The 26,441-nt window shown below is 48.2% G+C and carries 22 protein-coding genes; 6 read left to right on the plus strand and 16 right to left on the minus strand.

Annotation, left to right across the window (positions count from 1 at the left end; all coding sequences use genetic code 11):
* Positions 1-235 precede the first annotated feature (235 nt).
* The 9 genes from qatD to paaN form a co-directional block, all read right to left on the minus strand.
* Entirely contained in the window at positions 236-982 is a 747-nt protein-coding gene (gene qatD, locus Q4488_RS06965; protein ID WP_303579758.1) for a Qat anti-phage system TatD family nuclease QatD, read from the minus strand.
* A complete protein-coding gene (gene qatC, locus Q4488_RS06970; protein WP_303579759.1) occupies positions 982-2,256 on the minus strand; it encodes a Qat anti-phage system QueC-like protein QatC in 1,275 nt (424 codons plus the stop codon). Before qatC ends, qatD begins: the two co-directional genes overlap by 1 nt.
* The gene (gene qatB, locus Q4488_RS06975; RefSeq protein WP_303579760.1) at positions 2,253-3,092 is read right to left on the minus strand and encodes a Qat anti-phage system associated protein QatB; all 840 of its coding nucleotides are present in this window, start codon (positions 3,090-3,092) and stop codon (positions 2,253-2,255) included. Before qatB ends, qatC begins: the two co-directional genes overlap by 4 nt.
* Positions 3,092-4,954 (minus strand): P-loop NTPase fold protein, encoded by a 1,863-nt coding sequence (locus Q4488_RS06980; RefSeq protein WP_303579761.1) that lies wholly within the window; start codon positions 4,952-4,954, stop codon positions 3,092-3,094. The genes qatB and Q4488_RS06980 overlap by 1 nt, the downstream gene beginning before the upstream one ends.
* A 1,421-nt stretch (positions 4,955-6,375) precedes the next feature.
* Positions 6,376-7,368, minus strand: coding sequence for a signal peptide peptidase SppA (gene sppA, locus Q4488_RS06985; RefSeq protein WP_303579824.1), 993 nt, complete (start codon positions 7,366-7,368; stop codon positions 6,376-6,378).
* A 94-nt stretch (positions 7,369-7,462) separates the two neighbouring features.
* Positions 7,463-8,119: an HAD-IIIA family hydrolase gene (locus tag Q4488_RS06990; protein WP_303579762.1), complete on the minus strand. Its 657-nt coding sequence runs from the start codon at positions 8,117-8,119 to the stop codon at positions 7,463-7,465.
* Between the two features lie 155 nt (positions 8,120-8,274).
* Positions 8,275-9,018: an SDR family oxidoreductase gene (locus tag Q4488_RS06995; protein WP_303579763.1), complete on the minus strand. Its 744-nt coding sequence runs from the start codon at positions 9,016-9,018 to the stop codon at positions 8,275-8,277.
* A 126-nt stretch (positions 9,019-9,144) separates the two neighbouring features.
* The gene (locus Q4488_RS07000; protein ID WP_303579764.1) at positions 9,145-9,930 is read right to left on the minus strand and encodes an enoyl-CoA hydratase-related protein; all 786 of its coding nucleotides are present in this window, start codon (positions 9,928-9,930) and stop codon (positions 9,145-9,147) included.
* A gap of 131 nt (positions 9,931-10,061) precedes the next feature.
* A complete protein-coding gene (gene paaN, locus Q4488_RS07005; protein ID WP_303579765.1) occupies positions 10,062-11,741 on the minus strand; it encodes a phenylacetic acid degradation protein PaaN in 1,680 nt (559 codons plus the stop codon).
* 603 nt (positions 11,742-12,344) lie between these two features.
* Here paaN and paaF point away from each other — a divergent pair.
* The 4 genes from paaF (at position 12,345) to paaI (ending at position 15,979) form a co-directional block, all read left to right on the plus strand.
* The gene (gene paaF, locus Q4488_RS07010) at positions 12,345-13,124 is read left to right on the plus strand and encodes a 2,3-dehydroadipyl-CoA hydratase PaaF (protein WP_303579766.1); all 780 of its coding nucleotides are present in this window, start codon (positions 12,345-12,347) and stop codon (positions 13,122-13,124) included.
* Between the two features lie 4 nt (positions 13,125-13,128).
* Complete coding sequence (paaG, locus tag Q4488_RS07015; protein WP_303579767.1) at positions 13,129-13,920, plus strand: 2-(1,2-epoxy-1,2-dihydrophenyl)acetyl-CoA isomerase PaaG; 792 nt, start codon at positions 13,129-13,131, stop codon at positions 13,918-13,920.
* Between the two features lie 101 nt (positions 13,921-14,021).
* Positions 14,022-15,539 (plus strand): 3-hydroxyacyl-CoA dehydrogenase PaaH, encoded by a 1,518-nt coding sequence (paaH, locus tag Q4488_RS07020; protein WP_303579768.1) that lies wholly within the window; start codon positions 14,022-14,024, stop codon positions 15,537-15,539.
* The gene (gene paaI / locus Q4488_RS07025; protein ID WP_303579769.1) at positions 15,536-15,979 is read left to right on the plus strand and encodes a hydroxyphenylacetyl-CoA thioesterase PaaI; all 444 of its coding nucleotides are present in this window, start codon (positions 15,536-15,538) and stop codon (positions 15,977-15,979) included. The genes paaH and paaI overlap by 4 nt, the downstream gene beginning before the upstream one ends.
* A gap of 235 nt (positions 15,980-16,214) precedes the next feature.
* On the opposite strand, the gene rraA is transcribed toward paaI, so the two are convergent.
* Both rraA and Q4488_RS07035 read right to left on the minus strand, forming a co-directional pair.
* Positions 16,215-16,703, minus strand: coding sequence for a ribonuclease E activity regulator RraA (rraA, locus tag Q4488_RS07030; protein ID WP_303579770.1), 489 nt, complete (start codon positions 16,701-16,703; stop codon positions 16,215-16,217).
* 99 nt (positions 16,704-16,802) lie between these two features.
* On the minus strand, positions 16,803-17,363 hold the full coding sequence (locus tag Q4488_RS07035) for a bifunctional 2-polyprenyl-6-hydroxyphenol methylase/3-demethylubiquinol 3-O-methyltransferase UbiG (protein ID WP_303579771.1): 561 nt from the start codon (positions 17,361-17,363) through the stop codon (positions 16,803-16,805).
* 93 nt (positions 17,364-17,456) lie between these two features.
* Between Q4488_RS07035 and Q4488_RS07040 the strand changes: the two genes are divergently transcribed.
* On the plus strand, positions 17,457-17,687 hold the full coding sequence (locus Q4488_RS07040) for a hypothetical protein (RefSeq protein WP_303579772.1): 231 nt from the start codon (positions 17,457-17,459) through the stop codon (positions 17,685-17,687).
* Positions 17,688-17,733: 46 nt separating this feature from the next.
* On the opposite strand, the gene Q4488_RS07045 is transcribed toward Q4488_RS07040, so the two are convergent.
* Positions 17,734-20,793 (minus strand): FAD-binding and (Fe-S)-binding domain-containing protein, encoded by a 3,060-nt coding sequence (locus Q4488_RS07045; protein WP_303579773.1) that lies wholly within the window; start codon positions 20,791-20,793, stop codon positions 17,734-17,736.
* A gap of 104 nt (positions 20,794-20,897) precedes the next feature.
* Between Q4488_RS07045 and Q4488_RS07050 the strand changes: the two genes are divergently transcribed.
* On the plus strand, positions 20,898-21,890 hold the full coding sequence (locus Q4488_RS07050) for a LysR family transcriptional regulator (RefSeq protein ID WP_303579774.1): 993 nt from the start codon (positions 20,898-20,900) through the stop codon (positions 21,888-21,890).
* Between the two features lie 92 nt (positions 21,891-21,982).
* On the opposite strand, the gene Q4488_RS07055 is transcribed toward Q4488_RS07050, so the two are convergent.
* The 4 genes from Q4488_RS07055 to Q4488_RS07070 form a co-directional block, all read right to left on the minus strand.
* Complete coding sequence (locus tag Q4488_RS07055) at positions 21,983-22,543, minus strand: acyl-CoA thioesterase (protein WP_303579775.1); 561 nt, start codon at positions 22,541-22,543, stop codon at positions 21,983-21,985.
* A 69-nt stretch (positions 22,544-22,612) separates the two neighbouring features.
* Positions 22,613-24,427, minus strand: a complete 1,815-nt coding sequence (locus Q4488_RS07060) for an SLC13 family permease (RefSeq protein ID WP_303579776.1) — start codon at positions 24,425-24,427, stop codon at positions 22,613-22,615.
* Between the two features lie 72 nt (positions 24,428-24,499).
* Positions 24,500-25,381, minus strand: a complete 882-nt coding sequence (locus tag Q4488_RS07065; RefSeq protein ID WP_303579777.1) for a DMT family transporter — start codon at positions 25,379-25,381, stop codon at positions 24,500-24,502.
* Between the two features lie 136 nt (positions 25,382-25,517).
* Positions 25,518-26,387, minus strand: a complete 870-nt coding sequence (locus tag Q4488_RS07070; protein WP_303579778.1) for a GyrI-like domain-containing protein — start codon at positions 26,385-26,387, stop codon at positions 25,518-25,520.
* Between the last annotated feature and the right edge of the window lie 54 nt (positions 26,388-26,441).

Genomic DNA, 26,441 nt, shown 5'->3' on the forward strand with positions numbered 1-26,441 from the left:
CGTTTTTAGGTTTAGGCTGCTACCTAACAGCCTATCTGACCAAATTTATTAATGACAATCTGATACCGGAAATATAACGCCCGCATTTGCGGCTGGTTTGGAGCGTAGCGTAGCCGAAAACCAGTCCGACAACATGCGCTTGTTATACGTTACCTGCACAACCCTCGCGATGTCGAAATCCGACCAGAAGCAGACTTTACGAGTTTTTACTCTGACCCCAGCCATCTAAAGTTGATTAATTTTTTAGGGAGTGACGTTTAGACAGTAACATTTTCTTATTTTCATCCAATATTAAAGAAGCTTTAATTGGATCGATACCCCACAATTCCGAAAGTTCGGGTATACACATACGGTTTGCATCCCAAGGGTATAGTGATTGTTTGTTGATCGAAGTGAATGGGCCATCAGTCTCTAACAAAATTCGCTCTTTTGGAATTCGAGATACCAGACTCCTTCCTTTCTTCCCCCTCAGCATCAACGGGCCAACACTAAACCAACAGCCAATTTCAACTGCTCGGCTAACCTCTTTAACAGTGCCGGAAAACCAGTGTAGTATGAAGGTGTTGCTGTATCTAAAGGGCTCTAGACAATTCATGACTTCAGTAGCTGCCTGACGACTGTGTATCGATAAAATCCTTCCCCCATGAATATCTGATAGTTTCAGTGCGTGGGTAAATACTTTTATCTGGTTCTCCCAAGAACTTCTATATCTAGATGAACCGTCAAGGCCAACTTCACCAACAAAGTCCGTTGAATGTATCCATTTGTCAAACAATGATAATTCACCGAATCTTTGATGGACTAGCTCCGGGTGTAAACCAAGCCCGGTTTCGATATTCGGACAATCCTTGGCTAGTTGAGCAGTTTTTTCGTAAGCAGACGGAGTTGTTGTGACAGATAAGACAAAAGTGCCTTGTCGCTTTGCCGTAGCCACTACCTCAAAGGGGTCAGGATACAGGTCTAAATGGCAATGAAAATCCACTAAGTTACACCTTGGGCTTTAAGAAAGTCATCAAGCTCCTTTAAACCACGCTGGGCTATATCGTTGTAGGGTTGAATGTTTGAAATTGGTGCAGAGGAAAGCCCCGCCCCCATCCAGCGACGAATACCTACATCTTTTTCTTGTATAATAGCCATTGCGACTGCACGAACATCATCAAAACCAGAATTATCGGAGTCCTTTTTCCCTAGGTTTTTGTATACATAAGTGGTTCTATCCACCTCTCCCCACTTATGAAATGCCGCTCTTCTAACTAAGCAGGGAACGCATCGACCACAATGGGTTTTCTTAAAAAGCAAGAATCTACCGCAGCTCGTTGACTGGTGGGCCAACTCCTTGATGAGGGATTGATTTTTACACTCTGATAACATCTCTCCCTTTGTTTTCAATGCGTAGGGAGTATCGATTTTTAGTCCAATATCTGCTGAATCAAAAACTTCCTGAATACCGGAAAGATAGGTTGGATGTGTTGTTCTTGTACTTAGACTTCCTACTCTCATAGGGGTGAGGGGTGTATTCAACGAAATAAAGCCATTTTCTGAGACTACTAATTCAGTATTGGAGCTGTTGTGATTTTTCAAAGATGATGCTGCGAGGGCAGCATAGGCTAAGAAAACTATAGATCGCGAACGCTGAGACGCAGGAGTTTCGCCATTTGGTACTTTAGCTTTATGACTCATTACGAGTGACTCTATATCACTGTGAATCTTTTGTGGGAATAGCTTTTGTTTGGCTTGATCACCTTGTACAACTTGGCTAATAGTGACTGGCTTTTGCCCATCTTTAACAAGGTTAATTGCCCCGATAAGACTATCCATTCCGCCAGAGAAAAGTGTCAAACAATCAGCATCGAATTTTTTCTCTGGTTTTGGTGGTTTTGGATAAAAACCTCCTTCAGAAAAATTGATAAGCCAACGGTCTGTAGTCAGGAAATTTAAAGTCTTCTGAATGACCTCTGCTTGTGATCTCCAGAAATATGGATCAACTACTGCAATTGTAAGTTCGAACTCTCTAGTCCAACCGTCAGGACTTTGCTTTCTGTGTCCAGCAGTATCAGCGCATACCACTGAAAGTGCGATTGATAAAAAGTCCCATGACCTTGATGAAGGGTTAATTTTTCTTTTCCTGACTACTTCGGCAATTCCGTGACCTGCATACCCTAATCTCTTGTTGTCAGGAATGGAGTAAAGCTGAACGTCAAGGTTTGATTTATGATCATCGAAGTTAAATCCCTTTGGTCCGCATACTATTTTCATCGCGTATATTCCTCAAAAACTTCGTATGTGTCTTCTAATACACTACGGGCTAAAAGTGTAACTTGGTTCTGTGACAATGAGGATAGGTTGTTTCCTATTTTTTTAAATGAGGACTTAACTGTCTCGCGTACATACTCTTTTATCTGTTTTAATCGGCTTACACCTGCTGCTGCATTTGGTGCCTTGTTTTGTATGTGTTTTCCGACATCTAAGGCAATTCTTTGATAGATATCGGCGGCAAGAAAGGTCTCTATGACTAAATACTTGTCGTTATCATTCAGTTCCAATAAATCAGCATCGGGATTCTTATCTAATAACTCGCTTAATGCGTCCTTGATAGATTCTCGTGAAGCTTCTGAATCTTGTGTTCCATCAATAGGTCTAACCGCGTCAATGATTGCATTTACAACATCATCGGAGTTTTTCGATTGAAAAGACAGCGCATTAAAGTGGTCAGATTGAGTGTTTGCACGTGTGTCGGAAGATAATATTCCTGCCAAACCACCAGCAGTAGATGCAGTGCTACCCATTCTTCGCGCTGCACTTTTAGCCCCGCCATAACCTCTGGACACATATTGACGAATTCCATTACGCATACTGCTTGAGCTGCCATCGCCAGCGAAAGCACCTAGGCTACTGCGCGCGCCTCTAAATCTCCCTGGAGGAGCGTTTAGCGGTTCTTTTGTGTTGCCCCCGGCGTTGTTATCTTCAGGACTTGATTGATTGTCGTCTTGACCACCCTGGCTAGCAACTGGCGCTTCCGTGGGGTTGTCAGCCCAAGGCGGTACCATCGGTATCCCTGAACCGGGGCCATTGCTTGAACTTGATGTTCCCATTATTTCTTACTCTTCTGAATTGCTTTTATTACTGGTCCTGATACGTCTGAGTCTGTCCAAACATCAAACGGAATATCGACCCAATCCTCCTCTGCGATCTTTGGAACAATGCTAGGCTCGATCTGGTTTGCGGGGCGTTCACTCAAAAAAGCTCCGAAGCGCTTACCAACAGATTTATGAGACTGCCCAACGACGATACAGGCAGTTAATATATCCGGTGCGCCCCATGATTGCTCGCGCGCGGCAATTTCCAGCAATTTATCCATTATTAGATTCAAATCTTCAGTTGCTAACTCATTAATTGAATCTTTAAGCGCTGTTGCCATGTCAGGTGTTTCTTTTAACGCACGCAAAATCTCTAGGCCACTCGATGAAAGTTGTTCATGGCTGAGGAGTAATGGAGAGTGTTCTCGACTGACATATAACGCACCACGAATATCAATATCAGCTAATTGTGGCTTTGAGGCGGCCCATTGTTTAAAGAACGCAGTATCGAATTCTGATGGCCAATCAATCTCTTTACCTTCTTCTAAGCTGGCTTCAATGTCCTTCAGAATTGACGGGAGTCCCTCATCATTACTTGCACAAGATGTCGCAATTTTTCGGTAGGCATCGTCGGTGCCGCAACGCTCCAATAAAAGTATTTTCGTCAGAACGGCTTCATCAATCGCGATATCTTGGGCGTTGCCGATTGCTAGACGAATTGATATGGCGTTTAGAAAACGCTTAATTAACCTGGGATTTGCATCTATGGCTGTTTCCGAAGACATTAGAGGTGCCAATCGATCAGCAAGATCGATTTGTGTGGATAGTTTTACGGGTATTTCGATATTGAGCTCTTGAGATAAGCCTTCCAGAAACTGCCTATCAACACGAGCACCTTTCCAGGTTTCAGATAACTGTTTGCATATCCTTTCTCTAAGCCTGTCTTTTTCGTGTTGTTCGATATTGCTAAGGTCGATATACAACATGCATAGGTAAGCTTTAATATCCTGTACACCGAGCTTTGGTACTTGAATAGGTATTTGTATCAGCTTATCGAAATAGTTGGTTACTAGCTGGTCGTCTGGCATATCATGGAAGTGCTTTTTGACAGCGTGACGAATCATTTTTGTGTCAGCAGCGATAACGAAAGCTGTGTTTTTTAGGAAGAGGAATAGTCGCAGTGCTTCCAATGTCGATATTGCAGTTTCTGGCAAGCAGCGATCTAAATCGTCAATGAGCACAACGAGAGTAACGTCAAGCTCTTCAAGCGAACTCTCGAATCCACTTCTAATTGCTTCTATTTCTTGAGGGGGAGATTTTCTTTTCTTCGACTTTACTAAGCTTTTCCCTTCTTTAAGTACTTCGCTACCGGACTCTTTAGCAGACTGTAGTTCTTCCTCTGTAATGTCTCCGTCTAGTAGTGCTTCTCCCGAGTCCCAAACCCTACCGACAAGGCCACCTATGGGCAGGCCAGTTATAAGTGAAGCGGCTACACCACCGGTTGTTTTTGCTGCGCGTAACCAGTCAATGCGGCCTAGCAAATCTTTAGTCTTGCCAACCGCAGTTTGTTGCTGTTCAGCTTCTTCAGCAAGTTTCCTAGCAATGACTTCCATCAATGCCGCTTTAGCATCGTCGTATCCTTGATACAGCCAAGCATTGAACTCGACAAATATATATTTCTTTTCTTCTTGACTGTCAGTGGTATTTTTCAGATTAGCTTGGACAAGTTTGATCATGGACGATTTCCCGACGCCCCAGCTTCCTGAAACCCCTATAGAAACAGGCTGTCCATTTGCCCTTGCGATAATCTCCGAAACCGTAGCTGCTACGGTAGAAAAATTGAGAAAATCGCGATCAGTTTCATTATCTGTCCACATTAATTACCACCTTGATTAAATATTTCGCTAGAAACTCACTTTTTAGTCTGAAAGAGCTTTCATAGTCCCGAAACCAACCATTGCGCATCATGGCTCCACCACATAAGAGAATGATCATGTGCTACAAAGTGCTCTTAGCCATTGTGAAATTACCATAGCCTTTGTTACTCAGGCCATAAATAGGTCTCGAGCGTACGGTGCTCCAACGGCTAGCGGCTTCTGGAACCATTTGTACGTTCCAACTTATTTGTATTAGACTTCTAATGACTGAGATGGGTCGAAATCAGACTTACCACGACCAGCGTATAACAGCTTATTCGTGTGCGTGCCTGATATACTGGCGAGAACTCACTGGGCTTGTGCTTGTAACCAACTGATTTCATTCTGAAACCTTCCATAGTTTGACGATTCCCTTCCAGAAAAGCGTGCGTGCACACTATTTCGCTGACGAGCGGCCTATAAACTTGCAGACCAAATCAATAACCTATTGATTTTATTGACAATCAAAATATCACCAACCGAATAAACAGGCAAGTACGAAAACTCAGTGTGTCCCCTTTCCTTGAAAAATTCAAATCATACTGTATATAAAGACAGTGCAAGAATGTTTCATGGGTTCCATTTTCATCAATCGATTGCGTCACCATATTCGTGCTCGCAATGGCCGTCAGCGTACAGAACAAACTTATGTTCGTTGAATCTGCCCTGATCAAGCTTATCGCCCGTAGGGGGCTGGTGAGCTGTGCGAACCGCACCGTTTTTTTGTTATGCCTCGACTGTCCTACTCAAGCCTATCGCCCCTAGAAAGGACTCCCACAGGTATAGCCACTAAACTTTTGTTGCTGCTCAGCTAAGATGGGATTAATCGCGACGAGTACCCAAGGGGCATGCTAGCGTCGCTCGCTACAATGGATATGGAGCATGGTGAAAAATCACACGGGGGCTGGTGAGCTTTGGGATTCGTTTCTTACCCGCCTCCCCTTCGTTTTGTCCTGGTTGTGATTTCAAGCCACGTCGACTGGGCATATCGCCCTGTAAACTTTGTAAAGGTGTTTAAAAGACAGTTTTATAAAATTTTTCCAATTAAGATAACGGTATAAACTTATCGGGGAATTTGAACGATGCTTAGCTTGCCTGCCTTATCCGTTATTGATGAATCCTACCTGCGGCTCTCAGCCTCAATCGACATCATCACTCGATCACGTAGATGGGATTCATATCAAAGACGAGACTATCAATAAGAATCAATAAGAATCAATAAGAATCAATAAGAATCAATAAGACTATCCAATGAGACTATCCAATGAGACTATCCAATGAGACTATCCAATGAGACTACCAATGACTATGTGGATTTAACACGGAAGCTATAAAAAAGGCCGCGACATCTCTGTCGCAGCCTCTCTAACGCAATACGCGGTTTAGCGCAGTTGTACTGAGTTATTCAAGCCTAATTGGGTGGCGATGGTTTTACCAAAGCTGACGCCTAAGCGATCAATTAACTGTTCCAACGGTGTGCCCTTCGGTGAGTAGTCGACTAATTTTTCAACGCCGACTATATCACGTGCGACAGAACTGCTACTTCCTAGACCATCAATCAAACCAAGTTCCAGAGCCTGTTCACCGGTCCACACTAAGCCACTGAATAACTGATCGTTTTCTTTCAAGCGATCACCCCGTCCTTGACGGACCTGCTCAATAAATTGCTGATGAGTTGTATTCAGGACGGTCTGCCAGAACATGCGATCTTTGTCTTCCAACGGCGAAAAGGGATCGAGGAAGGTTTTATTCTCTCCCGCAATCAGGTTACGACGCTCAACACCAACCTTCTCCATCAGATCGACAAAGCCAAACCCAGAAGAGACAACACCGATAGAGCCAACCAAGCTGGCTTTATCGGCGTATATTTCATCCGCCGAGGCCGCAATATAGTAAGCGCCGGAAGCACCGATATCGAGAATCACAGCATAGACTTTCTTCTGCGGATGCAAGGCCCGCAGGCGTTTTACTTCATCATAGACATAACCCGATTGAACTGGGCTACCACCGGGGCTATTTATTCTCAGAATAACCGCCTTAGCGCTGTCATCGGCAAAGGCCTTTCTCAATGAATAAATGATCTTATCCGCACTGGCATCTTCACCATCGGCAATCATCCCTTTCACCTGAACCACCGCGGTATGATCGACACTATCATCGATATCCGAGGTAAAGACATTGGCAAACAGATAGATACCCAATATGACAAACAGATAGCCAAAGGTCAGTAACTTAAAAAATATCCCCCAACGGCGAGCGCTGCGCTGCTCTTTTTGCAGCCCCATCATCGTTCGTTCGATTAACCGCCACTCTTTCGTTTTATGCTCAGGCTTGGCTTTATGCTCGGCCTTAGCGTTCTGCTCAGGCGGTTGAATATTTTCAGAGTCCTTGCTGTCGTCTGCTTCCCAGGGATTTGAGCCCACTTGGTTCTCCTTACTTTATCTGGCTTAAATGATGTTTCGATACGGCTTAGCGAATTGCTCGGCCCGCTAATCCGCTTTCTAAATCGGAAAAACGATGCATCACTAAGACGGGCTTATAGGGTGTTAATCGATCGATATGATGTGCACCATAACTGACACCAATGGTGTCCATACCTGCTCTGACACCCATTTCCAAATCAAATTCCGTATCGCCTATCATAACCGCTTCAGACGCATTTAAGCCGGTTTCTTCAAGAATCTCTTCCAGCATATGCGGATGCGGCTTAGAGGTCGTTTCATCGGCGCAACGAGAGGTCTCAAACAAATACTCAAGCCCCGTCTGAGCAAAAACCCGATCCAATCCACGACGGCTTTTACCGGTCGCAACCGCCAATCGATAACCTTGCTCTTTAAGGTTAATCAGGGTTTGTTCTACCCCCTCGAACAGCTTAGTCGGGGTGTCATCCGCCTCTAAGTAATAGTAGCCGTATCGCTCTCTTAGCTGAGGAATTACATGATCATCGACACCCGGAATGAGCATTCGAATCGCTTCTGGCAAACCTAAGCCAATAATATTTCGTACCGCGTCATCACTCAGTTCCGGTTGATCCAGATCACGGGCGGCCTTTTGCATACTCGAAATAATGCGTGCCGCAGAATCAATAATGGTGCCGTCCCAATCAAAAATAAGTAGCTTATACACAATAGTTATCCAGCGCTGTTAATCTTAAAACTTGGAAACTGATCTTACGTCAACCGCGGCATAAACATAACCACGGATTTAAAATGGTTTACATAAACAGATGATTAGCGCGTTTTTCGGCGGTATGGCTGTGGTTCGGCAACAACAACGCAGCGCTATTCTGCCACGAGGGGGCGAATCAATAATTCGCTGACATCCACATGGGCAGGCTGTGTCACTGCGTAGAGTATGGCATTGGCAATATCTTCCGGCTTAAGGTTGTCCTGCGTCTCGCTATACATATTGTCTTTGACCGCGGCGCGTATTTTTTCATGCACAATACTATCGGGCAGTTCGGTATCAACCGCACCAGGCTGCACATCGGTAACGCGCACACCGTAGCGGATTGCCTCTTTACGCAGAGTATCCGAAATCGCTCTAACCGCATGCTTTGTGCCTGCATAGACGCCCGCACTGGGGTAGGTTTGCCGTGCAGCAATAGAGCTAATATTAACGATGTGCCCTTGTTTGCGTTCAGCCATCCCTGAATAAACCGCATTAATCGCGTATAGCACGCCCTTAATATTGGTATCAATCATCAGTTCCCACTCATCGACCCGACCATTAATGAGTGGACTGATCGGCATGGTACCGGCGTTATTAATGAGAATATCAACGCCACCCTGTGCCGCAATCTGTTCCCCTACCTGCTGCACCGCCTGACGATCGGTAACATCCAGTGGTGCGACGGTGATATCACGCCCCGTGGCGCGCAGTTCATCGGCGAGCTGTTGTAACTTGGCTTGCCGTCGAGCACTGATCACCAAATCCGCACCTTCTGCCGCTAACAGTCGAGCAGTCGCCTGCCCAATACCCGAACTAGCACCCGTAACCCATGCCTTTTTACCTAGTAATTTCATGATATTAGCTCTATATGTTAATCCAATAATTAAAGAATAGCATCGCCATAAAAAACACTAAAGCCGCCTATGCAGAACATGGCGGCTTTATATGATTACGCGATCGGTACAAATGCAGTCGCGGCTTTATTTGTTTTTGAACACCGGTTTGCGCTTTTCGGCAAACGCATTCATGCCTTCCGAGCAGTCCTCAAAGGCAAAGGTTGCTTCAAATGCTCGACGTTCAAAACGCAGGCCATCATTAAGCGAACTACTCACTCCAAGGTTGACACTCTCTTTAATCAGCATCACCGCCGGGCGCGACATCGAGGCGATCTTAGCCGCGGTTTTCAAGGCTTGCTCTGCCAGTTCATCCGCCGCCACAATACGCGCAACAAGGCCCACACGTTCAGCTTCGTCCGCGCCCATCATCCGCCCTGTTAGACACATCTCCATCGCCTTCGCTTTACCCACGGCTTTGGTTAAACGCTGCGTACCACCGGCCCCCGGCATCGTTCCAATGCCCACTTCAGGCTGACCGAAGGTTGCACTCTCGGCAGCAATAATGAAATCACAGGCCATCACCATTTCACAGCCACCGCCAAGCGCGAATCCGGCAACCGCAGCAATAATTGGCTTGCGCGCATCATCGATGGCGCGCCAGCAATCCCGCTGAATATAGGGAAAATTGTTAGCGTGCAACGCGGCAAAAGACTGATCTTTCATCTCTTTAATATCAGCCCCAGCCGCAAACACGCGATCACCACCGGTAATGATCGTGCAACCGATAGCCTCATCGGCTTCAAAATGATCGACCGCCTCACCCACTTCACGACACAGGGTCGCGTTAAGCGCGTTCATCGCGTCAGGGCGGTTCAGGGTAATAATGCCAACCCCTTGTTTTACCTCTGTCAGAATACACTGATAGCTCATCAGACTCTCTCTTTAGATTCTCTCTAGTGGACTTATTCGCATCTTCCTAAACATTAAAGCCTACCTTGTCGGTATTGCCACCCATACTGAACCGATCCGAGCTTCGCAGGCCGAATCGGTTAGTGACGCTATCAAGCGTGTCGACGGCTTTGAATCACGCGGAAACGGTTAGCCACAAAGGCGAGATCGGACAGTGAGGCATTCGCCGCAGGGTTACTACCGGTGGCATGAAAATCACTGAAAGCAGCACTCTGATTCACATACACGCCCCCGGTTAGGTTAATCGAGAGAGCAACGCCAGTATCCAAAGCGGCTTCTTCAATCTGCTCCAGCACGGCGGCGCTAGTTGAATAACAACCCATGGTAATTGCACCATGATTTTTCACTGCCTTATGCGCTAAGGCAATTGAGTGCTCGCTATTGTCGGTACGGACGAGGAAGCTAATAGGCCCAAATAGCTCTTCCATATAGCTGTCTTCTTTATCAGCATCCACGGCGATCAGCAATGGGCTACGCATCCGCCCCTCTTTGAACCAAGGGTTTTCCGGACGATCAGATTCACGCACAATCGTGCCGATCTGTTCACCTAGTTCGCGCGCACTATCGACCCGTTTATCCGTCACATCAGCCTGAATACAGCCTAACACCATCGCGGCCCGCTCTGGATCGGATAAGAAGCGGCTAATACCGGTACTCAGCGCTTCAGCAACCTCATCGAAGCTTTTATGGCCTTGATCCGTATCGATACCGTCAGCGGGGATAAAGATATCCTGAGGCGTGGTACACATCTGCCCAGAGTAGAGGCTCAACGTGAAGGACAGGTTCTGAATCATACCCTTAAAGTTATCGGTCGAATCGATGATAATCGTGTTAACACCGGCCTTCTCGGTATAAACCACAGCCTGATGACAATTTTGTTCTAACCAATCGCCGAAGCCGGTGTTACCGGTGAAGTCGATGACTCGCACCTCTTCTCGCTGTGCCAAGGCTTTGGTGCAAGGCGCGGCAGGATCAGCATCGATCACCATGGACGCGATATAAGGCGGCAAGCCTTGTTCGCTTAACACTTCCTGTGCAATCTGGATGGTTAACGCCGCAGGTAAAATGCCCGCCGGATGAGGCTTAACGATCACTGGATTACCGGTCACTAACGAAGCAAACAGACCCGGGTAGGTATTCCACGTCGGGAATGTTGAACAACCAATCACCAGCGCCACACCACGGCCTGTTACGGTGAATGTTTTATCCATAACCAACGGATCATGCTTACCCTGCGGTTTAGTCCAAGTCGCCGCTACTGGAGTATGCGTCATAGCATCATAACCGTAGGCAATCGCTTCTAAACCTCGGTCTTGAGCGTGTGGACCACCCGCCTGAAAGGCCATCATAAAGCCCTGTCCAGAGGTATGCATCACCGAATAGCCGATCTCGAAGCTGCGTTGATTAATGCGCTTCAGAATCTCTAAACAGATACCGGTACGCGCATCAACGCCGATATCACGCCATACTTTGCGCGCCTCATGCATCGCTGGTAGCAAGACATCCATATCAACCGTGGGGTATTTAATGCCAAGATCGAAGCCGTAAGGCGACACTTCACTGCCGGCTTCGCCGGTTATGCCCGGCATTTCCAGCTTAAATGAGGTATTGAGGTGCGCTTTAAACGCCTGCTGGCCATCTTTATCAGCCGTTTCGCCATATTTACGTGGACTGGGGCTTTCTGGGTAAGCGCTGTAATAATCACGGGTACGGATAGCGTTTAGTGCGGCATCAAGTTTCGCTTTATGTAACTCAAACAGGTTATGGCTCATACAAGGTCTCTTTATTTTTCGGCCCGTAGGCGTTATCTCTTTACAGAACGATGTGTCTTGCGCACGTTGCTAACTCAGCATCATTCTGGCTGCTGACTGCTTATCAAACCGTTTAGAAGAGAGCATTAAGTTGAGCAATAGCGGCTCATACCTCATCTCAACGGCCTGACAAATATCCATATGAGTTAAAAGATACACTAAAGAAAGTGATACGAAAAGATAATTTGTTGATAATATATTTGTATCCCTTTGTTGTTTTACGGTAACCTTTGGCTGAGTGATTAAACCTCGTCAGGCGAACACTACCGGAGATTGATCGGCTGCCAACTCAAAAGGCGTCATCAAGGCCACGCGAAAACGTTATTGATGAGTCACACGATTAAGCGCCACGAGGCTTAAGACATAATCACCGTACAAGTAGCTGAGGTGCTTCATTAAGTATCTAATTTAGACGCCGGATTTAAGCGTCTAAATTAAGCACTTAAATAAACGCCGCGAGTCATTTGAAAAATAATAAATGAGCGTCAGCCAACCAAGCCTGACGATCAATATCGACACTAATATGTTGAGAAACCATGTTGAAAAACTATGCTGAGAAACGCCATGTCCGATTATCAAGATATTCTGGTTAGCGAACCAGACGCCGGGGTGATGACTATCACCCTCAATCGCCCTGCCGCGCGCAACGCCCTATGTAACAACTTACTGAAAGAACTTGCCGATTGCCTCGATGCCTCCATTAACGATGAGCGTATCGCCGCGGTGATCATCACTGGGGGCGAAAAAGTGTTTGCCGCAGGGGCGGACATCAAAGAGATGGCCGATTTAGATGCCGTGGGCGTGCTGAATGATATCCGCCCGACTTACTGGCGACGCATCGCGCAATACCCAAAGCCGATCATCGCTGCCGTCAATGGCTTTGCACTGGGTGGCGGCTGCGAACTGATGATGCATTGCGATATTGTCATTGCCGGTGACAATGCACAATTTGGTCAACCGGAAATCAACCTAGGCATTATCCCCGGCGCAGGCGGCACTCAACGACTCCTGCGTACCGTCGGGAAATCAATGGCGATGCAACTGGTATTATCCGGCGAATTTATCAGCGCCGCACAAGCCCGTGATTTTGGACTGGTCAGCGAGGTTACCATTCCAGAAATGAGCTACCCACGCGCCTTAACACTGGCGAAGAGTATTGCCCGCAAGCCGCCCATCGCCATTCGTTTAGCCAAAGAATCGCTGCTAAAAGCCTATGAAACCACATTAGAAACCGGCCTCAATCTGGAGCGCAAAGCATTCACGCTACTTGCCGCCACCGATGACCGCAATGAAGGCATTGCCGCTTTCATGGAAAAACGCCGACCAGCCTTTAAGGGGAAATAATCCAATGGCTTATCAACATATCGAGTTTGAAATCACGGACGGCGTCGCAGTACTAACGCTGAATCGACCCGACAGCCTCAACAGCTTTAACGGTCAAATGCATATCGAGGTACGAGACGCGCTGAAACAGGTCAAAACTGATGCCGCTGTACGCTGCTTACTGATTACGGGTAATGGCCGTGGTTTTTGTGCCGGTCAAGACCTAAGTGATCGCGCTGTCGATCCCGATGCCGCTATGCCTAATCTGGGGGAATCCATTGAGAAGAACTACAACCCCATGATACGTAGCCTCACCTCATTGGAGATGCCGGTTATCTGTGCCGTCAACGGCGTTGCTGCCGGAGCCGGCGCGAATATCGCCTTGGCGTGTGATATTGTGCTGGCCTCTAAAAGCGCCAGCTTTATTCAAGCATTCTGCAAGATAGGCCTAATACCCGACTCCGGCGGTACCTGGACACTGCCCCGCGCCGTAGGACTGCCCCGTGCGATGGCTTTATCACTATTAGGTGATAAATTATCAGCCGAACAGGCAGAGCAATGGGGTATGATTTGGAAAACCTACGAAGCCGACGAATTAAAAGCCGCGGCTCTAAGTATGGCGAAGCAATTAGCAACTCAACCCACACAGGGGCTTGCACTGATAAAACGAGCGCTTCAAGCATCTGCCACGAATAGCTTTGATGAGCAGTTAGACCTCGAGCGAGATCTGCAAACCTTAGCTGGACAAACTGAAGATTACCGTGAAGGTGTGAGTGCCTTTATGGCAAAACGTGCCCCTCATTTCCAGGGTAAATAGGCATCGCTGATATAAAGAAAGGCTGCTAACCCCGCTGATGCGGGGTGACGCTATTGCCGCAAAAACATAAGCGATTGAAAGCGAATTTTGGAGATTTACACATGAGTCGTTTCACGACAGATTCTATGATTGCCGTCATTGGTGCGGGCACGATGGGGGCTGGTATTGCACAGGTGGCTGCCAGTGCTGGGCATCCTGTATTGTTGTTTGATAACGCAGCGGGAGCCGCACAACGCGGCATCGATAATACCGCCAAGGGGCTGGCTCGTCAGGTAAGCCGAGGTAAAATGAGTCAGTCAGATGCCGATGCTCTGATCGCGCGTATTACGCCGGTCAGTCAGTTGAGTGAACTGGCGGCAGCCGTGCTGATCATCGAAGCCATTGTCGAACGCTTAGATATCAAGCAACAGGTCTTTACTCAGTTAGAAGAGATCTGCAGCGCCGAAACCATCATTGCCACGAATACCTCATCGATCTCGGTCACGGCGATCGGTGCGGCCTTGAAACGGCCACAGAATCTAGTCGGCATGCACTTTTTCAATCCTGCGCCGGTTATGAAGCTGGTCGAAGTCATTAGCGGATTGGATACCGACCCCCAAATCGCTGCGGATATCTACGCACTCGCCGCTAGTTGGGGCAAACAGCCAGTACTGGCTAAATCGACCCCTGGGTTTATCGTTAACCGTGTAGCGCGTCCATTTTATGCCGAAGGGCTGCGTATCACTCAGGAAGGCGCGGCCGATATCGCTACCATTGATGCACTCATGCGTGAGTGTGGCGGTTTCCGCATGGGACCTTTCGAACTGATGGATCTGATTGGTCACGATGTTAACTACGCCGTTACCTGCTCGGTGTTTGCCGCATTTTATAACGATCAACGCTTCCTGCCCTCACTGATGCAAAAAGAATTGGTTGATGCCGGCCACCTAGGACGTAAAACCGGTCGAGGCTTTTACGATTACAGTGACGGGGCGACTCAACCTGAAGCCGTCACGGCAGCCGCCTGCCCTGCGCCAAAAACTATTTTAGTGGAAGGCGAACTCGGTGTAGCCGAACCACTCTTGAACCTGTTTGAACAAGCAGGCATTCAGGTTGAGCGTAGCGATAATGATGAAGTTGAAGGCATGATCACCGTGGGTGATGCCACGCTAATGCTATCAAACGGTCAATTCACCACCCTGCGGGCCAGTGAAACCATGCGTCCTAATCTGATCAATTTCGACCTAGCACTGGATTACACACGCGCCACACGTATCGCCCTGGCACCCGCTGATCAGGCCTCTGAGGCCGCGTTACAAGCTGCCATCGGACTCTTCCAAGCGATTGGCAAATCCGTCAGCGTGATCGATGATATTCCGGGAATGGTGGTGATGCGCACGGTTTGCATGTTAGCCAACGAAGGTTTTGATGCCGTTAATCAGCAAGTCTGCGATGAAGCCGCCGTCGATATCGCCATGAAGGGGGGCGTCAACTACCCTTGCGGGCCTATCGAATGGGTTAACAATTTAGAACTTAGCTATGCGTTGGATGTACTCGATAACTTAATCGATGCCTACGGTGAAGATCGCTACCGCGCCTCGCCGTTACTGCTACGTAAAGTCGCCGGAGGTGCCGCATGAAGGCGAGTGAAATGACCCCGCAACAGTTAGCCGAAGCCGCCAGTGAAGCGCTGCACCTGAATGATCATGCGGCTAAAGGGATGGGTATCAGCATTGACGAGGTGGCTCCCGGCTATGCCAAACTCTCGATGGTGGTGCGCAAAGACATGCTCAATGGACACTCAACCTGCCATGGCGGGATGATGTTTGCGCTCTGCGATACCGCCTTTGCCCATGCGTGCAACTCCTACAACCGCTCAACGGTTGCCAGTGGCTGCACGATCGATTTTATTGCTCCCGGCTTTGAGGGCGACACGCTGACGGCAATTGCACAAGAGCGCTCTCGTAGTGGTCGAACCGGTGTCTACGATATCACCCTAAGCAATCAAGAAGGCACCGAGCTCGGCTTCTTTCGGGGCAAAGCTTATCAAATCAAAGGGACGCTGATCGCCGAAGACTAACGGCTTGAATCTAGCTGATTGAAGTTAGCGGCTGACCTGCTGAGTAGTCATGAGCTATCACCGATACCACAGAGATAGCCCATTAGCTATTCAAATGATAAAGCCGCTGTGTTAGGTGCTCACAGCGGCTTTGACCGAGCACCGCGACTGATTCACTCAATCGCGTATTTTCGGCTAGCGCTATTTATTAGCGTTAGTTACTTAGCCCTAGTTACTTAGCCCTAGTTACTTAGCCCTAGTCGATTATCTCTAGTTTCTTAGGTGAGATCAGTACGCCATTATTATCGGCATAGACATACTCGCCAGGCTTAAAGGTGACGCCACCAAAGGTTAACGGAACATTCAACTCTCCGAGGCCGTTTTTATCGGTTTTCAGCGGATGTGTGCCTAAAGCTTGCACCCCGATATCCAGATCACCAATGGCATTAACATCACGAATACAGCCATAAATGATAATACCCGCCCAACCATTTAGAGAGGCTTTCTCGGCCAGCATATCGCCTAACATCGCGCGACGCATCGAACCGCCACTATCAACCACGAGCACTCGTCCTTCGCCCGGCAGCGCCACTTGCTCACGTACCAAGGAATTATCTTCAAACGCTTTTAGGGTGACAATTTCACCGCCAAAACGCTCACGACCACCAAAGTTACCGAACATAGGTTCTACAACTTGCACCAGATCAGGGAACTGATCACACAGTTCGGGTAATAAATCGTCCACGGAAATGCTCCTTCAATTGAATGGTTAAGCGTCTTCTACTTACCGTTATGTTACATTTTTTTGCGCCTGCACACTGTTACACTAAAGGTGCAAAAGTGGCTATTTAGAGACAAAAATATACCGATCAAACGGGCTACCAGTTAACAAACCATTGTCATATGTCTGTAGTGTTAAGCTAGGTAACGTATCGCTCAACGCGCCCGGTTGTAAACAAAAGCGTTCGGGAAACCCCGTTTGTCGATGCTGCTCGCGATTAAACGTTTGAATCAATAACCGAGCAGCGGGCTTCATATAGCGTGGCAACTGCGCTAACAGAGATGCTTCAGGTAGATAGCGCAGTATGACAATATTATCAAAATCGCCCGTCAGCCCCGTCAGCGCTTGCGGCGCAGACAGATCACTCTCTCGGGTTTCAATTTCTAACTGTCGTTCAGCTGCAAACCCTTGTAAGCGTTGCAAGCCTTCAGTCGAAAAATCCACCGCAACGACTTGATGCCCCTGCGCTGCTAAAGATAAACTCGCCGCGCCATCGCCACAGGCTAAGTCGAGAGTACGACCCGGCGGTAACTGATCCAGAGAAGCTTGAAGTGCGGCGGGCAAGGTCGAAGCTGCGGCCTGTTTGCTCAAATAACGCTGGTTCCAGAGATCCGCTCTACTCATTCGTGTACAATCCTCGCTAATAAAACACTAAAAGATCATGCATCCGCTTTGCGCCCTATCTGATCAACTCATCAACCCTCGGAGCTAAGCCTCATGGAACGCTATCAATACATCATCGTACTGCTATTCATCGTGATCGTATTTACCCCGATCACCTGGCAAGCGATCCAACGCCGCAAGCTCAATCCGCCGCCGATGGCTAGCCATGATCGCAAACTTTATCGACTTTGGCGTTCAGATCCCAGCGCATATGAACGTCAATATGGCGACATGGATAAACACTATCGACAGGCCCAAAAGCAGAAAAACCAGACGACTCCCTAGTCATCTGGTTTTTAATCTCTTCACCGCAACCCGTTTTAACGCCGCCTCAGTGCTGCTTCAACAGCGCTAACAGTATCTGTACCGGATGCAGTAGTTGTTTTTCATCCAACCTTTTGACCTGACTACGACAGGAATACCCGGTTGCCACTAACTTACCCTCGTTGGCGGGATCGTTTACCACCTCACTCCAGCTCAGATCGTAAATCTGTTTCGATGTTTCGTAGTTCTCACTCTCATGCCCATAAGTGCCCGCCATACCACAACAGCCCGTCGGCTGTAGCTCAAGCCTTTGTCCTAAGGCCTGAAAGATCGCCCGCCAATCAGCCATAGAAGCGGCAGCAGAGGTTTTTTCAGAACAGTGCGCCATCAACTTATAATCATTGTGAGGTAAATCTGTCGCGCTTTCCGCTAGCAATTCAGTATGACGCGCCAGCCACTCCTGAATCAATTCAACCTTAACCGATTGACGCGTCCCATCATCAACATATTCTTGTCGATACGTCAGCGTCATAGACGGATCAATACCCACCATGGCGATACCACTGCTCGCCAATGTTTGTAACATCTGCGTATTAGCATCGGCGGCTTTATTAAAGGCCGCTTTAAAGCCATGTACATGCAGCGGTTTACCATTCGGTTTAAACGGTGCCACGAGCACATTAAAGCCTGTGCGGCTGAGTAGATCGATCAGATCGAGCACTAAGCGCGTTTCAAAATAGCTGGTAAACGCATCCTGAACGATAATCACGGACCGCTCGCGCTGCTCCGGTATGATCGCGGCTAAATTCTCAGGCGTCGCGAATCGAGTGCCACGCTCATCCATCCCCTGCTTAAGGCTATGCGTACAGATCGGCGGACTATCCATCATCCCTACCCAACGTCGGAATACCGCTTTCATCAGGGTATTATTCATCATCCAATTATAAGGCGCTGGGAAGCGCGCCAGATAAGGGATCATATACTCTAGGCCACCGACCATATAATCTTTCACAGGGCGCAGATAACGGCTGTAGTAGGCTTCCAGAAAGCGAGAGCGAAAATCGGGTACGTTGACTTTAATAGGGCACTGCGCCACACAAGATTTACAGGCAAGGCAACCCATCATCGCTTCATGGACTTCATGGTTGAAATCGTATTCACCCCGTTGCTTTTTAAGACTGTTCTTGATGCGCCCCGGCAGACTCTTGATAAACGAGCCGTAACGGGCTTTACTGCCCTCGGCCACCACATCAACGCCCTGTAAAGACATCAGTCGTAACCATTCACGAATGAGCGAAGAACGCCCTTTCGGCGAATGTTTGCGCTCACGGGTGGCTTTCCACGATGGGCACATGGCATCCTTCGGATCATAGTTATAGCATGCCCCATTCCCATTACAGAACATCGCCTGCTTATACTCATCACGGGCGTTTTCAGGAATCTGTCGATCATGCTGACCACGGGTCGGTACGGCATCGATCTTCAACAACTCAGCGCCATCAATCAACGGCGTACAGATCTTGCCTGGATTTAACTGATTAGCGGGATCAAACGCCCCCTTAATCTCTTGTAATTGAGGGTACAGCTCACCAAAAAAGGCGGGCGCATATTCAGACCGCACGCCTTTACCGTGTTCCCCCCAGATGAGACCATTATATTTCTGTGTCAGGGCGACCACTCCATCCGAGATCACTCGAATGAGCTTTTCTTCGTCCTCACTCTTCATATCAATCGCCGGACGCACATGCAGCACCCCCGCATCAACATGACCAAACATACCGTAAGCGAGGTTATGGCTATCTAACAGGGCACGGAATTCAGCAATATACGCCGCCAGATTTTCCGGCGGTACCGCCGTATCTTCGACAAATGGAATGGGACGCTGCTCGCCCTTACCGTTACCCAATAAGCCGACCGATTTCTTCCGCATGCCCCAGATTTTATTGACCTCGGCAGCCCCCATCACCACGGAGTAGCCAAATGATTTGCCAGCCTCACCGGAGACACTATCTAGATAAGTGGTTAGCTTGGTTATCTTCTGCTGTAACTCGGCTTCATCATCACCGGTATATTCAACCAAGTTTATACCCTGAATACTCGGCTCGCCTTCAGTCTGTGGGAAATACGCTTTGACACTATCCCAAACGATATCGCCCATGGCCAGATTAAGCACCTTAGAGTCAACCGTTTCAATTGAGGTCGGCCCCCATGCCATCAGCTCGGCGGCATCCTTGAGGGAATCCTGAAAACCGGCATACTTAACATTCACTAAGGCAGAATATTTAGGAATCGGTAAGACATTTAGCTTCGCTTCCGCAATAAAGGCCAACGAACCTTCTGCACCACAGAGCACCGAATTGAGGTTAAAACGTCCATTTTCATCGCGGATATGAGCCAAATCATAACCGGTCAAACAACGATTCAGTTTAGGAAACTTGGCATCGATGAGTTCTTCGTGTTGCGTGAACACCGTATCCACGACTCGATGCACTTCACCCACTCGGTCATCACGCTGTTTAATTTTTGCTAGCGCGTCATCATTCAGCGGCCCCGAACTCCACTGAGTACCATCGAGGAAAACCGACGTAAGCTCGAGCACATGATCTCGGGTTTTACCGTATAGACAGGAACCCTGACCACTGGCATCCGTGTTAATCATGCCGCCAATGGTGGCACGATTACTGGTGGACAGCTCCGGCGCAAAAAACAAACCATACGGTTTTAAGGCCGCATTCAACTGATCTTTAACCACGCCACCCTGCACTCTCACCCAACGTTCGGCAGCGTTGATTTCGAGAATCTGATTCATATGCCGCGAGATATCGACAATTAACCCATCGGTTAACGATTGACCGTTAGTGCCGGTACCGCCGCCACGCGCACTGAGTACGACCTCTTTAAACCTAGGCTCGTCGGCTAAACGGGCCAAGAGCACGAGATCTTCAATGCCTTTTGGAAAAACAACCCCCTGAGGCAAGACTTGATAGATACTATTATCGGTCGATAACACAATTCGGCTTGCATAATCAGGATTCATTTCACCTTTAAAGCCATTGCTTTTTATGGCTTTTATGAAATCAAGATAAAGCTGCTGCGTAATATTTGTTTCGGCTATACGTGGAATCATCGATCAACCTGTGCTTCGGGCATATAAATAGGGGTTTATAATGCAGAAAAATCATTTATCATTCAAACGATAAAATATGATTAATTAATAGATTAAAACGATAAATGAATTTAAACCTTTCGATCCGTCACTTACGCGCCTTCACTCAAGTAGCCACCTGTGGCAGTTTTACACAAGCCGCCAGTAGGCTTCATCTCACGCAATCGAGCCTCACCGCAACGATCAAACAACTCGAGCAGAGCGTTGGCCTAACGCTGTTTGATCGCACCACGCGACGGGTTTTATTGACGCTACAAGGTGAACAATTCCGACCTGTCGCCGAAAAGCTGATCTCCGATTTCGATACGGCCATTGGTGATTTACAGGCGATTGCCGGACAGCAACAGGGGCAGATTGCCATTGCCGCCTCACCCTCAACCATCAGTCGTCTGCTGCCATCGGTAATCGATGCTTATCGTCAGCAATACCCAGACATCGCTATCTCGCTACGCGATGATAGCGCCGGTCAAATTGAGCAACGTGTGTTGGATAATGATGTCGACTTCGGTATTGGCGCAAATCACTCGGCTCACCCTGAACTTAATTATCAGCCAGTGCTTTGCGATCGCTACGGTGTGATTGTCCCTGCGCAGCACCCTTTTACCGCTCAAGACAGTATTCAATGGCAACAGTTAATTAAAGAAGAGCTGCTGTTCCTCTCGGCGGATACCGGTATCAGGTCGCAGTTAAATCAGTTTCGTAAGGCAGGACAGCTACAATTATCTGATCAAAAAGCCATTTTAGAAGTGTCGAATCCCGCCGGCCTAGCGGCACTGATTCGTCAGGCCATCGGTATATCGGTGCTACCCGCTCTCGCCGCTAGCACCGAATCGTTCAAGGAGCTGCGATTCATCCCGTTAACCGAACCTCAGATGCACCGTCAGATATGCCTCGTCAGTCGTAAGGGACGCACACTCAGCCCCGCAGCATCGACGCTGTTGCGCTTGGCACGACAACACTTTGTTAGCATGCCACTGCCTCCCTATTTGGAAAACATTGATACAACGATTGAAAGCGCCGACGAGAACAACGCCGCACATCATCATAATATCGCTTAAGTCTCTCTCACTTTCAGGAGTGATTTAATAGTCCAGTACTTACAATCCAGTACTTATAGTCCAGTACTTAAGCGATGACGTAAAGCTTACACTCAAGGCTTATAAAGACGGCAATGCTCTCCATCCAGCGATTTAATCTCGGCCATCAGATCAAGGTTACTACGAATTTTCTTCATCTCAGCCCGATGTTCCGATTTAAGCTGCTTACGAATTTTGCCTTCGATAAAGCGCTTAATCTCCTGCTCGTCTTCCAGAATCAAGCCCGGTACTGCAATCGGTGCCCGAGTATCTTCATCCATCGCCACCATGGTGAAATATGAAGTATTGGTGTGCTTGACGATACCTAAACGAAAATCTTCTGACACCACTTTAATACCGATTTCAAGGGATGAGTTACCGACATAGTTAACCGAGGCCGATAGGGTTAATAACTCCCCTACTTCAACCGGATTAAGAAAGTTAACCGAATCCACTGAGGCCGTCACGCAGTAACCTTTCACATGTGAGGCCGCACAGGTATAGGCGATCTTATCCATCAATGACAGAATCACTCCGCCATGCACCTTACCGCCAAAGTTAGCGTAAGAAGGTACCATCAACTCTTTTAAGACGGTCTGCGATGCCTTAACGGTTCGATACTCACGATTACTCATTATTGATAAACCTATCCAATTATTATGGTTGTGACGCTGATCATACCTTTCTGATATAAAAAAGTAGTGCTAAAAAGGAAAAATAATCGGTATCAAAAGCAGTGTGATTAGCATCGAGATCAACTGCAAAGGCAGGCCAACGCGAACAAAATCAATAAACCGATAATTACCCGGCACCAATACCAAGGTATTGACCGGTGAGGCGATCGGTGTCGCAAACGCCGTAGACGCCGCTAATGCCACGGTCATCATGAAGGGTTCTGGATTCATACCTAGCCCCTGAGCAATGGCGATCGATATGGGGGCAATTAAAACCGTCGTCGCGGTATTGGAGATAAATTGACTCAGTACCGAGGTGAGTACAAAGAGTGCGGCACAGATTAAAAGAGGCGTACTATCCCCCAGTGTGGTGAGCAAAGCCGAGACAATGAGTTCGAGTCCGCCACTTTTTTGCATCGCCAAGGCCAATGGCAACATACCGGCAATCAACACTAAGCTACTCGCATTCAATGATTTATAGGCTTCATTCATGGTGATACAACCTGTCAAAATCATCGCCATCGCTCCCAGTAGAATGGCCGCTAAGCTCGATACAGTTCCGTGAATCATCAGGCCCAACATTGTCAGCAGTATGAGTAGCGCTACCGGTGCATGTCCCCAGCGCGCCGAGGTTTCGCTCATCTCCGCGGGTGTTTCTAGCATGACAAAGTTATGCCGTTCATCCAGTGCTTCGATATAACGCCAACCGCCCGCTAATAGTAGGGTGTCACCAAACTGTAGCGGCAAACCATTAAAGCCTGTACTCAACGGCTTACCGTCGCGTAAAACACCGATAACACTTAGATTGTATTGCTCCCGAAAGCGTCCATCACTCAGCGTTTTACCAATCATTGGCGAGCGGTTATGCAACATCACCTCCGCCACGCCAAACTCTTTACTCATGCGGGTGCGCTCATCATCGGGAAATCCCATAGACAAACACCCGTTGGCGACACACAACGCTGCAATGCCTTCCGTTTCACCGTAGGCTAGCAGAACATCGCCCCGTTCGATAATGGTTTCACTCAGCACCGGCATCAGCGATGAAACCAAGCGACCATCGCGACGAATGGCGAACACGGTCACTTCAAAGCGACTGCGCAAACGCTGATCGGATACGCTATGACCGATCAATGGCGAATCCTTAGTGACGCGTAAGCGGTGTAGGTTATCCTCTATACCATAGCGCTCAGCAAACTCTTTCAAGCGCGGATGCTCCGCTTCACGCACCCCCGCTTCAGGCAATAAACGCGGCGCAATGAACACCAAATACAACGTCCCAAACAGCAACATCACGCCGCCAATGATGGTGAAATCAAAAAAGCCAAACGGTGCAAAACCGGCCGCCTGTAACTGAGTACTGACCACCATATTGGGCGGCGTACCGATCAGCGTCATCATCCCGCCGATAAGCGAAGCAAACGACAGCGGCATTAATAGGTGTGAAGGCTGTAATTGTGCCGAGCGACAAATACTCAGCACCACCGGAATAAACAGCGCCACCGCCCCCGTTGAACTCATCACCGCCGACATCCCCGCAACAACAGGAATAAGCACTAATAACAAGCGCTTTTCACTCTGCCCTCCCATGCGCATTATCCAGCTACCCACGGCAGCAGCGACGCCGGTACGAAATAACCCCTCGCCGACCACAAACAAGCCAGCAATCATGACCACCAATGATTGCCCAAATCCAGATACGGTTTCTGCCGGTGTAATAATGCCGGAAACAGCCAACACCACTACCACCATCATGGCGACGATATCCATACGGATACGATCCCAGATAAACAGGCCAATGGTGATCAGTAGCAGTGCAAACACAAAAATAAGCTCACTATTCATAGAGATCTCATACACTCAGACAAGATTATTTTCCTTAATACTCTCTATTCAAGCCTTCAGCAACGCTTACTCTCACTGCCTAGCCGAAGGCTTCAATACCAGATAAACCCCAAATACGGTCACCAAGATAGCCGTCACTTGAACCACGCTTAAGGCTTCGCCAAAGAGCAACCAAGCTTCGACTGAGGTAACCGGTGGTACCAGATAGAAGTAACTTGCCACGCGTGCTGATTCGCCCTCGCGAATCATAAACATCAACAACAAAATAGCAGAGATCGATAAGCCAAAAACCAGCCAACCAAGCGATAGCATTAACGTCAGCGTCCATTCCACCTGACGCTCTTCAAACACAAACGCCAATACCGCCATCAGCATCGCCGTCGAGAGATACTGCCAGATCGCGCCGGTCAGCAAGTCAACTTGACCACCAAATTTCTTCTGATACAAGGTACCAACAGAAATAGCCACTAACGCAATCAGCACCGCTATCAGAGCCGCCGGACGAATCACCAGCGCCTCTGCCTGCTGACCATCCAGCAGAATCATTGCTACCCCAGCTAAGCCCAAAAACAAACCGCTCCACTGCACTAGGCGCAACCTTTCACCAAGCCACTGCCAACCAATGAATGATGTTAACAGGGGCTGTAAACCAACGATAATGGCAGCAATACCCGCGGGCATATCCAACTTAATAGCGGCAAAGACACCACCCAGATAACAACCATGAACCAACAACCCTGTCACGGCCTGATGCCCGCCCTGTCGCAGCGTCGGCCAACGTGAGCGATACAGCAAGGCCAGCACGACAAACACCACCAGTGTCATAATCATCCGCACAAATAACAGATAAAACGGTTCGATATAAGGCAGCGCATACTTCGCGCCGATAAAACCGGTACTCCACAGCAAAACAAATAGCAGCGGCACTAAACGCGTGAGTCGGGGATAGCTCAATTAATTCACCTGTTGATTGATTTGAGATGGGCAAACATAGTCGCTAAAATTGCCCCTAGGTTGACGCGCTGAATGCGGCACATCTGTTCGATTTATGTCAATATTCATACTGCATGCCTTAGTTAAAACGGGCAGATCAATAAAACGACACCGGCTGATAGTAATACAATTCAAATCGTTCCTCTGCATCAAGAAACTGATTACGCTGATATTCGGTAAATGCTGGCGAAGCCCCGGTTTTCAAACCAGAGCTGGCTAACCACTCATCTTGCAAGCGATTAATCCAGGGCAAAAGCTCACCATAGTGACCGGTAAATTTAAACCGGGCATGCAAACCACCCGGAATAATCATCGTATTGATCATGCCTCGTTGCGATACTGGGCTATCGATGCCTAGACAGGCGACATAGCGGCAGTGCTCTAAAGGTGTCAAAGCCGGATTCGAGTGATGCAAACCGATCTGATGAGTGAAGTTGCGATGTTCAGCCGCAGCCCACGCCTGCAGTGCTTGCCAAGCCAAACGAATCGAGCGATCGTAACCCAAGTGTCGAACATAGGCTACCCATTGATTCTCCAGCTCGATAAGATCTGGCTGCGGTAGCGGCAAGCTGGCCACCCGTTCAGCGCACGCGGCGATCTCTGGATCGCTCAAGTACGGCTCGCGTCGAATCGATTCTTGTTGCCGCCAGCGTCCAGGGCTAATGCCAAACTGTTCACCGAATACTCGAGTAAAAGAAGCGAGAGAGTTATAGCCGCACTTCAAAGCGATATCACGCACCGACGTCGCGGGCTCAAACATCAGCAAATTCGCCGCATGCTCGAGCCGTACACGACGAATATAACGATGCAGTGACTCCCCTGTAACGCGCTTAAATAAACGATGAAAATGTTGCTCGGAATACGCCGCCACCTGAGCCAAACCGGCCCCGGTTAATGGCGCACTGAGGTCTCGATGAATTTGATGCAACACATCATTAATACGGGCTTTTTGCTGCAGACTAGGCATAGATATTTAGATTCAAAAATAAGCATGAGGTGTCATTATCTCGTGTTAATATCG

Origin of the sequence: Amphritea sp. 1_MG-2023 (assembly GCF_030547545.1) — a bacterium.
In the GTDB taxonomy this organism is placed as follows: domain Bacteria; phylum Pseudomonadota; class Gammaproteobacteria; order Pseudomonadales; family Balneatricaceae; genus Amphritea.

Bases quoted from the DNA above. Each gene is read 5' to 3' on its own strand.
- qatC (WP_303579759.1), bottom strand. From the start codon at position 2,256: ATGAAAATAGTATGCGGACCAAAGGGATTTAACTTCGATGATCATAAA.
- qatB (WP_303579760.1), bottom strand. From the start codon at position 3,092: ATGGGAACATCAAGTTCAAGCAATGGCCCCGGTTCAGGGATACCGATG.
- Q4488_RS06980 (WP_303579761.1), bottom strand. From the start codon at position 4,954: ATGTGGACAGATAATGAAACTGATCGCGATTTTCTCAATTTTTCTACC.
- Q4488_RS06995 (WP_303579763.1), bottom strand. From the start codon at position 9,018: ATGAAATTACTAGGTAAAAAGGCATGGGTTACGGGTGCTAGTTCGGGT.
- Q4488_RS07000 (WP_303579764.1), bottom strand. From the start codon at position 9,930: ATGAGCTATCAGTGTATTCTGACAGAGGTAAAACAAGGGGTTGGCATT.
- paaN (WP_303579765.1), bottom strand. From the start codon at position 11,741: ATGAGCCATAACCTGTTTGAGTTACATAAAGCGAAACTTGATGCCGCA.
- paaF (WP_303579766.1), top strand. From the start codon at position 12,345: ATGTCCGATTATCAAGATATTCTGGTTAGCGAACCAGACGCCGGGGTG.
- paaG (WP_303579767.1), top strand. From the start codon at position 13,129: ATGGCTTATCAACATATCGAGTTTGAAATCACGGACGGCGTCGCAGTA.
- paaH (WP_303579768.1), top strand. From the start codon at position 14,022: ATGAGTCGTTTCACGACAGATTCTATGATTGCCGTCATTGGTGCGGGC.
- paaI (WP_303579769.1), top strand. From the start codon at position 15,536: ATGAAGGCGAGTGAAATGACCCCGCAACAGTTAGCCGAAGCCGCCAGT.
- Q4488_RS07035 (WP_303579771.1), bottom strand. From the start codon at position 17,363: ATGAGTAGAGCGGATCTCTGGAACCAGCGTTATTTGAGCAAACAGGCC.
- Q4488_RS07040 (WP_303579772.1), top strand. From the start codon at position 17,457: ATGGAACGCTATCAATACATCATCGTACTGCTATTCATCGTGATCGTA.
- Q4488_RS07045 (WP_303579773.1), bottom strand. From the start codon at position 20,793: ATGATTCCACGTATAGCCGAAACAAATATTACGCAGCAGCTTTATCTT.
- Q4488_RS07050 (WP_303579774.1), top strand. From the start codon at position 20,898: ATGAATTTAAACCTTTCGATCCGTCACTTACGCGCCTTCACTCAAGTA.
- Q4488_RS07055 (WP_303579775.1), bottom strand. From the start codon at position 22,543: ATGAGTAATCGTGAGTATCGAACCGTTAAGGCATCGCAGACCGTCTTA.
- Q4488_RS07060 (WP_303579776.1), bottom strand. From the start codon at position 24,427: ATGAATAGTGAGCTTATTTTTGTGTTTGCACTGCTACTGATCACCATT.
- Q4488_RS07070 (WP_303579778.1), bottom strand. From the start codon at position 26,387: ATGCCTAGTCTGCAGCAAAAAGCCCGTATTAATGATGTGTTGCATCAA.